The following is an 8728-nucleotide window of genomic DNA, read 5'->3' on the forward strand; positions in this document are numbered from 1 at the left end:
TCAAACAAGCATTAACAGGCGGTTTTGCAGATTCTCCGATTTTGCAACAGCATGGCGAACGCATGTTAAATAGAGATTTTAAACCGGGAGGTACAGCTCGAAACCAGCATAAAGATATTCATACAGCCGTTAGCTATGCTAAATCGCTTGAGTTGAATTTACCTATAGCCCAAAAAGTCAGTCAATTATTTGAAAATATGCTTGCTGCCGGAGATGGTGAGCTTGATCATTCTGGTTTAATTCGTGAGCTTGAACGAATGAATCATGTGTAATATTGCTTTAATTTTAGCGGTACTTGATGAATAGACATAATCAAGTACCGCTTTTTTTCTGGTATTAATTTTTTAATAGTCCACGTTTATTGCTTTTATATATTCTTAATATCTACTGACGGAGAAACCCCAAAAAAGCGTTTATATTCTCTGGAAAATTGGGACAAGCTTTCATAACCGACTTGCATGCTGGTAGATGAAATATCGTATTCTTCGGTCATTAGCAAACGCCGTGCTTCGGTCAATCTCATTCTCTTTTGATACTGTAAGGGACTCATTGAGGTTATATCCCTAAAATGTTGATGAAAACTTGATGCACTCATCCCCATTGTGCTTGCCAGTTCTTCAATACTAAATGGTTTCGCAAAATTTGTTTTCAGCCATTCAATCGCCTTCACAATTCGATGACCTGTAGTGCCTGCCGCTACAATACGTTTAAGTCGATCGCCTTGCGGGCTCATCAATAAACGATAAAAAATTTCCTTAATAATAAGAGGAGACAAGATGGGAATGTCTTGTGGCGTATCTAGTAATTTTATTAACCGTATAAACGCATCATTCAGCTCTGAATTGACTACTCCAACAGCCATTCCTTTTTTCTCAGTATTTACATCTTTAAAGGGAATATGGGCCTCAAGCATGATTTGAGCAAGTAAATATGGGTCTAGCCTTAGCACAATTGAGAGATAGGGTTGTTCAACAGAAGCTTCAAGCACTTGAGCAATTACAGGCAGGTCAATTGCAGTAAAAAGGAAATGGTTAGAATCATAAATATAAGTCTCTTCGCTAAGAATCACCTGTTTTTTGCCTTGAGCAATCATACATAGACTCGCATCCATCATGCTGCTATTTGGTTTGGTCAATGTCTCTGCACGATATAAAGTCAGTCCCGTAATAGCAGTTTCGAATGTGCCTTTTTCTCGTGTCCATTGATCGACAAGTTGAGCCAATTCTTGATTATGGTTAGACCTATTCGCCATTCAGATTCTACCGATTACCCTCTGTATTTTTATTGTAGGCATTTCAAATAAGAAAAATAGTGAGAAGTGCAACAATTCGGAGGATTAGGCAAATCTGTGAGAGGAATAGAACAACACCTTACAACTTTCATTTTTATACTGTTTGAACAACGCTTAATCCTGCATCCCTCATTAAATTGAGGGCATTGGTATCAATCTAGGAAAAAAGATGAATGTTAAGGCAGTCACGTTTGTGACCAGTTTATTTATCTCAATGGGAGTACCCGCAATGGATAAAAAATCAGTCACAGCATTTCAAACCGTTAAAAAAGCCAACCAACAACAGGTAATTACCGGCCTAGGTAATATTTTCACGGGTCAAGTTGCAATTAAACCATTAACTGATGTTACTGACAGTATAAATGCTTCCAGTGCTTATGTAAGTTTTAATGCCAATGCCCGTTCATTTTGGCATACCCATCCTAAAGGGCAATATCTCATTGTTACAGAAGGAGAGGGACTGGTGCAAGAATGGGGTAAACCTGCGGAAAAAATTTCTGTAGGAGATGTGATTTATTGTCCGCCTGGAGTGAAACATTGGCATGGTGCAAGTGGAAATTCTGCGATGACACATCTTGCTTTAACTGCAACTGATGAACATGGCAAAAATGTGGACTGGTTAGAGCCTGTATCAGATGAGCAATATAAAGAGGCGGGCCACTGAAATTATAAAGTCCCTATTTCTAGCCATCAGTTTGTTGGCGCTGAATCAACAGATTTATGCAGCTACCCATATGGTCCAGCTTCCTTTATCTCAAAAGAAGGAAATAACGCAAATGCAAAATTCTTTATCCGAACAGCAACAGGCAATCATACCGATTGCTGCCTATGCTGCAAATGGTGACCTAGCTAAACTCAGTCAATCATTAAAAGATGGTTTAGATTTAGGGTTAACCATTGCAGAAATTAAGGAAGTTTTAGTTCAAACCTATGCCTATGCAGGTTTTCCTCGAAGTTTGAATGCCCTTACAACATTTATGCAGGTGCTAGAGCAGCGTAAAGAAAGCGGTATTCGTGACATAGAGGGTAAGACTAACAGCACTCTACCGAAAGATTATCAGGCACTTTTACAAGGTACTCAGAATCAAACTCAGTTGGTGGGTCAACCTGTAAAAGGTGCACTTTTTGAGTTTGCTCCAGCTATAGATGAGTATTTAAAGGCTCATCTTTTTGGCGATATTTTTTCAAGGGATGTGCTGAATTGGCAAGATCGTGAGATTGCTACTTTGAGCATGCTTTCGGCTCTAGAAGGTGTAGATAGCCAACTTCAATCCCATCTTAATATTGCAAAGACTCAAGGTGTTAGTTCTCATCAATTTGAAAATATACAGAAAATACTTGCTGAAAAAGTAAGTCTGCAAGTGGGTCAAAGGTTCCAAAATGTATTGACCAGTTTTCACAATCAATCGCTCTAAATGAGCTCCCAGCGAAAAAATCGCCTTTATTTACATTAAGCATGAGAGAAAAATATGACAACTGAAGTTTTAGGTTATGCCGCGCTGTCATCAGAAACTCCTTTAGTTCCGTTTAAATTTGAACGTAGAACCCCACGTGAAGATGATGTTGTCATTCAAATTGAGTATTGTGGTGTTTGTCACTCTGATCTACATCAAGCTAAAAACGATTGGGGATTTAGTGCTTATCCATTAGTTCCGGGCCATGAAATTGTTGGACGTGTTACCTCAATTGGTCCTAAAGTCACAAAGTATAAAGTTGGTGATTTAGTGGGCATTGGCTGTATGGTCGATTCATGCCGTACTTGTTCTGCTTGTCATTCAGGACTCGAGCAATATTGTGAAGAAGGTAACATCCAGACTTATGGCGGCGTAGATCGCCATGACCAACGCCCAACTTATGGTGGATATTCACAAAGCATTACCTGTAGTCAAGATTTTGTATTAAAAGTACCTGAAAATCTGGATGCTCAAGCTGTACCACCACTACTTTGTGCGGGTATTACCACATGGTCGCCGCTACGTCACTGGAATGTTGGAAAGGGCAGTAAAGTTGCTGTCGTTGGTTTAGGTGGTTTAGGACACATGGCGATTAAACTTGCCAATGCTCTAGGCGCTGAAGTGACACTATTTACTCGCTCAGCAAACAAAGAACAAGATGCAAAACAACTTGGCGCACATCATGTAGTCTTATCAACAGATGAGAATCAAATGAAGTCGGTATTAAATCAATTTGATTTAATTGTTGATACTGTGCCTTATAACCATGATTTGAAGCCTTATATTCCAACTTTAGCTTTAAATGGAACCATTGTATTAGTTGGATATTTAGGTGAAATTAGCGCAAATTCAGTACCTATGATTTTAGGTAGAAAATCAATTGCAGGCTCGGTTATTGGTGGAATTAAAGAAACACAAGAACTACTCGATTTTTGTGGTGAGCATAATATCGTTTCTGAAGTAGAGATGATTAATATGCAAAACATTAATGAAGCTTTTGAACGTATGCTAAAGAGCGACGTGAAGTATCGTTTTGTGATTGATATGAAAACACTGTCTGAAGATTAATTCAGACATTATTTGAGCTGTGCATACTATAGCTATGTGTGCACAGCCCATCAGGTTAATTAATGCAAGCGCTATGATTTAGAAGGTATATATTTACGCATAGCAAAGATAGCAAAGATAAATAGCTTAAATAAAATACTAAATCCAAAAACAGGTATGCTGAGTCCTAACACGAGGCTCACCGCTATAAACATGATTAAATTATTTGACTCGCTTTTATAGACTTTTTGCCCAATCATTAAATAGTTTTTATTAGTTGGTAAATTTGGCGTTTTTTTTGCTTACTATCTAAGGCGTTATCTAACATACTTAATTTGATTGTTGTATAAATGATGATTCAAACCGTCTTGCTCTCTTATGGTGTTTTTTTCACATGAAAAATGCACTAAATAAACACATCTTTTTATTTTGCACTCTATTTGTGCACGGGGTGCCATAATGAAGTTATTGGCTTCATTACTCACTTTACTCATTCTATGTGGATGTTCCTCATCTGAGCAAAATAGAAAAACTCAAGAAAACTCAACCTCTCATTCAATATGTGTCTTTGATAGTACAAATACAAAAGTCTGTGTAGCCAAACCTGCCCAAAGAATTGTCTCTTTGTTTGAGTCGGGTTTAGATGGCCTCTATATGCTAGGGCAAGGTGACAAAGTAATTGGTATACCTGCTGAAGTATACATTCAACCTTTATTATTTAATGCCTATTCAAAAATAGATAAACGCATTGCTAATAAGCAGCTTGCAGCACCTTCGCAAGGAGCCAATGCAACCAATATTGAAAGTCTCGTGTTGCTAAAACCAGATCTGGTGATTGTAGGAAGCGGGCAGACTCAAACGATTGAACTGTTACGGCAGTTTGGCATCGCTGTATATGTAATGGAGTCAGGCACCTATAAACAAGTGAAAGAAGAACTGTCTGAAATTGCTATTCTGAGCGGCGCCCAAAAGCGAGCTCAGGAAATTTTAAATTTCTCTGATGAAATTGTGGCAGAAGTCGCAGCCAAAACGGCCCGTCAGCCAAATAAACAATCGATTTACTATGCTTGGTCTGGTGGACGAATTTTTTCTACCTCGGGACGTCAGTCGATTACCAATGACTTTATTGAGCTAGCGGGTGCGTACAACATTGTTCAGACCGCTGCTAACCAACCTAACGTAAACCCCGAGACATTAATTGAATGGAACCCTGACAATATTGTGCTTTGGAATACCAATCCTAAACTGATTTATGAACGAAAAGAATTACAGGGTTTAAGCGCTGTACTAAACCGAAAGGTATTTAATTTGAGTCCTGCATTTATATATAACCCGCATACCATCAAAATCATTATTACGGCGATTTATCTAAATCACAGTATTTATCCTGAACAGTCTGATTTACCAGTAAGTACTTTACAACAGCGTATTTTAACCAAGTTGTATGGTGAGCAGCTTGCTAAAGCGTTGGTGCAATGAATATGGAAAAGCTGAAATATTATTGGTTTTACCCGTTACCTTTCATCATGATTTTTATCTCATTGCTTATTGGGCCAACTCAAACATTGAGTGCATGGGATTATTTGCGGTGGGGTGTGCAAGCAGTCTTTGGTACACCATATTTTGATGCGGAACAATTTAGACTGATGCAAAACATTCTTGTAAATGTCAGATTACCCAGAATTTTACTGACCTTTATGGTGGGAGCTGCATTGGCAACCGCAGGTAATGGCTTGCAGGCATTGTTTCGTAATCCTTTGGTCGACTCGTATGTACTTGGTATTTCATCTGGCGCTGCTTTCGGTGCAGCTTTGGCACTTTCTTTAAGTTGGCTTTCGCCAAATCTATCCGCCTTTATTTTTGGAGTATGCGCCGTTGGCTTAACGTATTTATTTGCACATCAAAAATATGAAAGCCAGACATCTTTAGTCATGGTAATTTTATCGGGCATGATTGTTTCGGGGCTGTTTTTGGCAGGTCTTACGGTTATTCAATACTTAAGTGATCCATTTAAATTACAAGCGATTGTGCAATGGACGATGGGCAACTTACATCAGGCGTCTTGGCAAAAGGTTCAATATGCCGTGCTGCCGATTTGTATTGGCCTTGCCGGATTGTTTGCGATGCGTTGGCGCTTAAACTTAATGGCACTTGGTGCTGAAGAAGCGCAGGCAGTTGGTGTTAATCCAAGGTGGGAACAACTTCTTTTAATTGCTCTGGTGACTGTATGTACGTCAACTTCTGTGGCTGCGGCAGGCATTATTAGTTTATATGGGCTGTTTATGCCACATATTGTGAGAATGTTGGTTGGACCAGATCATCGCTACAGTATTCCTGCCAATATGGTGTTGGGCGGCAGTTTTCTACTGTTGATTGATAACTTTTCTCGGGTTTTACTGACATTCGAAATACCGATTGGTATTTTTACCATGTTACTTGGTGCGCCATTTTTCTTATTATTAATGAAAACACAGAGGACTCATTGGGCATGATTCAAATTGATCAGTTAAATTATGCCTATGGGCACAAACAGGTTCTTAAAAATATTCATCTGGAGTTTCCTGAAAATCAATTTTCCGTAATTTTAGGGCGTAATGGTTGCGGAAAATCGACACTTTTTAAATTGATGGCGGGCCTAGAACCTGTAAAAGATGGCTTGATTCGTTACTCTGGAAAAGCACTATCGGACTTTAAAGGAAAAGATCGGGCTGCATTACTCGGTTTTTTACCGCAGTTTCATAAAACCGTATTTCCATTTTTGGTTAAAGATGTGGTGATTACGGGGCGTGCTGCTTTTAGCCGATATCGTCCTTCAAAATCAGACTGGGAACGTGTAGACCAAGCTTTGCTTGATTTAGATATTGAGCATTTGCGTGATCGTCCTTATACCGAGTTATCGGGTGGTGAACGGCAATTGGTTATGATTGCGCGTATTTTAGTGCAAGCACCGAAAGTCATTTTGCTCGATGAGCCAACCAATCATCTCGATGTTTATTACCAGTCTTATTTAATGAAAAAATTGCGTCAGTTGTCGCGGCAAAATTTTACGGTGATTGCGATTATGCATGATCCGAATTTAGCTTTTTTATTTGCGGATCATTTATTTTTTATGCGCCAACATGAGGTGGTTAAGCCTGAGTCAAAAACAAGAATAACCGATCCGAAGTTTTTAAAAAGTGTCTACGATGTTGAGTTCCATGAAGCCATGATTCAAGACAAAACCATTGTGATTCCTGATCATTCTTGGCTGTAAATATGACACTTTATTATCAATTGGTTGATAAATCAGACTATACGTCTGCGGTAGAGTTTGCGCTTTATACAAGAGAGCTGTTATTCCCAGAAATTTATCATGGGCAAGTCCCCAAAGATTTACAAAATTTTGAGCAGCATTATGTCCATGATCCACTGGGCTGCTTCATTACAGTAAAAGACCAAAACCGCATTATTGGCACGATTGCATATCGGGCTTATGACCATCGTTTTGATTTAAATTTACCGTCTAATACGGTTGAGGTGGTTAAGTTATTTGTATTGCCTGAATACCGTCGTAAGGGCATCGCGACCCAGCTATGTAACATGTTGTTTAGCCATGCCAAAAACAGTGAAATTACGACTTTGTATTTGCATACTCATCCATTTTTACCGGCGGCTGAAGAGTTTTGGCGTCTACAAGGTTTTGAGGTTATTCAACGCGAATGGATCGATACCTATGACACGATTCATATGAGTAAATCTTTATAGCGTCTTATCATACGCATGAAATCTTTTTTGAAAATGGGTAGGTGGATAACCCATAATTTTGCTGAACATTGCGGTAAAAGCTGCCGAGTGTTCATAGCCCAAACTAAAAGCAATTTCCGTAATCGAGATATTTTCTTTTAAGGCATTTAAAGCATAAATAATGCAGACTCGATTACGCCAAGCTTGAAAGGACAAGCCAGTTTCAGACTTAAACCAGCGGTGAAAAGTCCGTTCACTTTTATTGTGGTCATGTGCCCAATCTTTAGGGCTGCTATGAATATCGGGACGCTCCATAAACTCAGCACATTGTTGAGATAGTAATGTGTTGCGAGGCAATGGAATAAACAGAGGCAGGGCTGGTGCAATTTCTAATTCATATAACAATAAATCGATAAGAGCACCATCACGGCCTGCACGTTGGTAGTCAATAGGCAGTTGATTTGCCTGAATGAGCAATTGATGTAACAAAGGCGAGACTTGTATAACCTCGCAATAGTTTGCTTGTCTTGGGGCACTACTCACTTCTATATACAAACTATAAGTACTGACTTTAGATAGCCATACCCGATGTGGTTTACCTGCGGGTATCCATACACCGCTGTACGGTAATACGAGCCATTGTCCATCTTCAGTTTCAACTTTCATGAGGCCTTCGGGTGCATATAAGAACTGTGCACGGCGATGGCTATGCGTATCTAACAAGGTATCAGCAGGATAATCTGACCCTAACGCTAGAACTGCTTGTGGTAGATGGTCTACCTCGTTAATTGAAATATTACGCATATATTTTTGGCTGAAACAAATAAAAATATGGCTTTTCTACGTTAGTTTGCCATAGAGCTATTTTATATCATGCCTCTATAAACGTGAGGAAGATAATCATGCTATATGAGCTATTTTTATTTGGACTACTTTCAGGCATAACTACTTGGTTATTTGGCTTTGGTGGCGGTTTTGTGGCTGTACCTTTGCTTTATACAGTCATTATTCAAAAGTGGAGTAATGAAAGTAATATCGGCATACATGCCATGCAAATCGCCGTAGCTACATCAGCTTTTGTCATGCTGTGTTCGGCAAGTTTTGCAGTCTTTCGGCACTATCGGTCTGGACATATAGATTGGCAAAAAATCCGCTTTTTGTGGGGTGGTATTGCATTTGGTGGAATTGTCGGTGCGGTAATGGCCTCATTGTT

At 39.2% G+C, this 8728-nt stretch carries 11 protein-coding genes and 1 pseudogene; 9 read left to right on the forward strand and 3 right to left on the reverse strand.

Features of this window, described 5'->3' with window-relative positions; genetic code table 11:
• The coding region (locus C1642_RS19935; RefSeq protein WP_228153987.1) for an NAD-binding protein at window positions 1–272 on the forward strand (272 nt) is incomplete at its 5' end.
• Between the two features lie 95 nt (window positions 273–367).
• On the opposite strand, the gene C1642_RS18055 is transcribed toward C1642_RS19935, so the two are convergent.
• Window positions 368–1252, reverse strand: a complete 885-nt coding sequence (locus C1642_RS18055) for an AraC family transcriptional regulator (RefSeq protein ID WP_031379770.1) — start codon at window positions 1250–1252, stop codon at window positions 368–370.
• A 208-nt stretch (window positions 1253–1460) separates the two neighbouring features.
• Between C1642_RS18055 and C1642_RS18060 the strand changes: the two genes are divergently transcribed.
• The 3 genes from C1642_RS18060 to C1642_RS18070 all read left to right on the forward strand — a co-directional run bounded on the left by C1642_RS18060 (window position 1461) and on the right by C1642_RS18070 (window position 3813).
• Entirely contained in the window at window positions 1461–1955 is a 495-nt protein-coding gene (locus tag C1642_RS18060; RefSeq protein ID WP_103236700.1) for a cupin domain-containing protein, read from the forward strand.
• A 112-nt stretch (window positions 1956–2067) separates the two neighbouring features.
• Window positions 2068–2706, forward strand: coding sequence for a carboxymuconolactone decarboxylase family protein (locus C1642_RS18065; protein WP_001181581.1), 639 nt, complete (start codon window positions 2068–2070; stop codon window positions 2704–2706).
• 54 nt (window positions 2707–2760) lie between these two features.
• Window positions 2761–3813, forward strand: a complete 1053-nt coding sequence (locus tag C1642_RS18070; protein ID WP_000206303.1) for an NAD(P)-dependent alcohol dehydrogenase — start codon at window positions 2761–2763, stop codon at window positions 3811–3813.
• Between the two features lie 71 nt (window positions 3814–3884).
• Here the strand turns inward: C1642_RS18070 and C1642_RS20140 are convergent.
• Window positions 3885–3995, reverse strand: a pseudogene (locus C1642_RS20140) (hypothetical protein); the annotation flags it as partial.
• 256 nt (window positions 3996–4251) lie between these two features.
• On the opposite strand from C1642_RS20140, the gene C1642_RS18075 reads away from it, so the two are divergent.
• The 4 genes from C1642_RS18075 to C1642_RS18090 are packed head-to-tail and all read left to right on the forward strand — an operon-like array spanning window position 4252 to window position 7536.
• Window positions 4252–5271, forward strand: a complete 1020-nt coding sequence (locus C1642_RS18075) for an ABC transporter substrate-binding protein (RefSeq protein ID WP_000770289.1) — start codon at window positions 4252–4254, stop codon at window positions 5269–5271.
• A 2-nt stretch (window positions 5272–5273) separates the two neighbouring features.
• On the forward strand, window positions 5274–6284 hold the full coding sequence (locus C1642_RS18080) for a FecCD family ABC transporter permease (RefSeq protein ID WP_103236701.1): 1011 nt from the start codon (window positions 5274–5276) through the stop codon (window positions 6282–6284).
• Window positions 6281–7045, forward strand: a complete 765-nt coding sequence (locus C1642_RS18085; protein ID WP_000614432.1) for an ABC transporter ATP-binding protein — start codon at window positions 6281–6283, stop codon at window positions 7043–7045. Before C1642_RS18080 ends, C1642_RS18085 begins: the two co-directional genes overlap by 4 nt.
• 2 nt (window positions 7046–7047) lie before the next feature.
• Complete coding sequence (locus tag C1642_RS18090) at window positions 7048–7536, forward strand: GNAT family N-acetyltransferase (protein ID WP_103236702.1); 489 nt, start codon at window positions 7048–7050, stop codon at window positions 7534–7536.
• Here C1642_RS18090 and C1642_RS18095 read toward each other — a convergent pair.
• The gene (locus tag C1642_RS18095; protein ID WP_103236703.1) at window positions 7531–8319 is read right to left on the reverse strand and encodes an AraC family transcriptional regulator; all 789 of its coding nucleotides are present in this window, start codon (window positions 8317–8319) and stop codon (window positions 7531–7533) included. The two genes, C1642_RS18090 and C1642_RS18095, sit on opposite strands and share 6 nt — an antisense overlap.
• A 98-nt stretch (window positions 8320–8417) precedes the next feature.
• Between C1642_RS18095 and C1642_RS18100 the strand changes: the two genes are divergently transcribed.
• A partial coding sequence (locus C1642_RS18100) for a sulfite exporter TauE/SafE family protein (RefSeq protein WP_146035351.1) occupies window positions 8418–8728 on the forward strand: 311 nt, incomplete at its 3' end.

Origin of the sequence: Acinetobacter sp. AKBS16 (assembly GCF_002899995.1) — a bacterium.
In the GTDB taxonomy this organism is placed as follows: domain Bacteria; phylum Pseudomonadota; class Gammaproteobacteria; order Pseudomonadales; family Moraxellaceae; genus Acinetobacter; species Acinetobacter baumannii.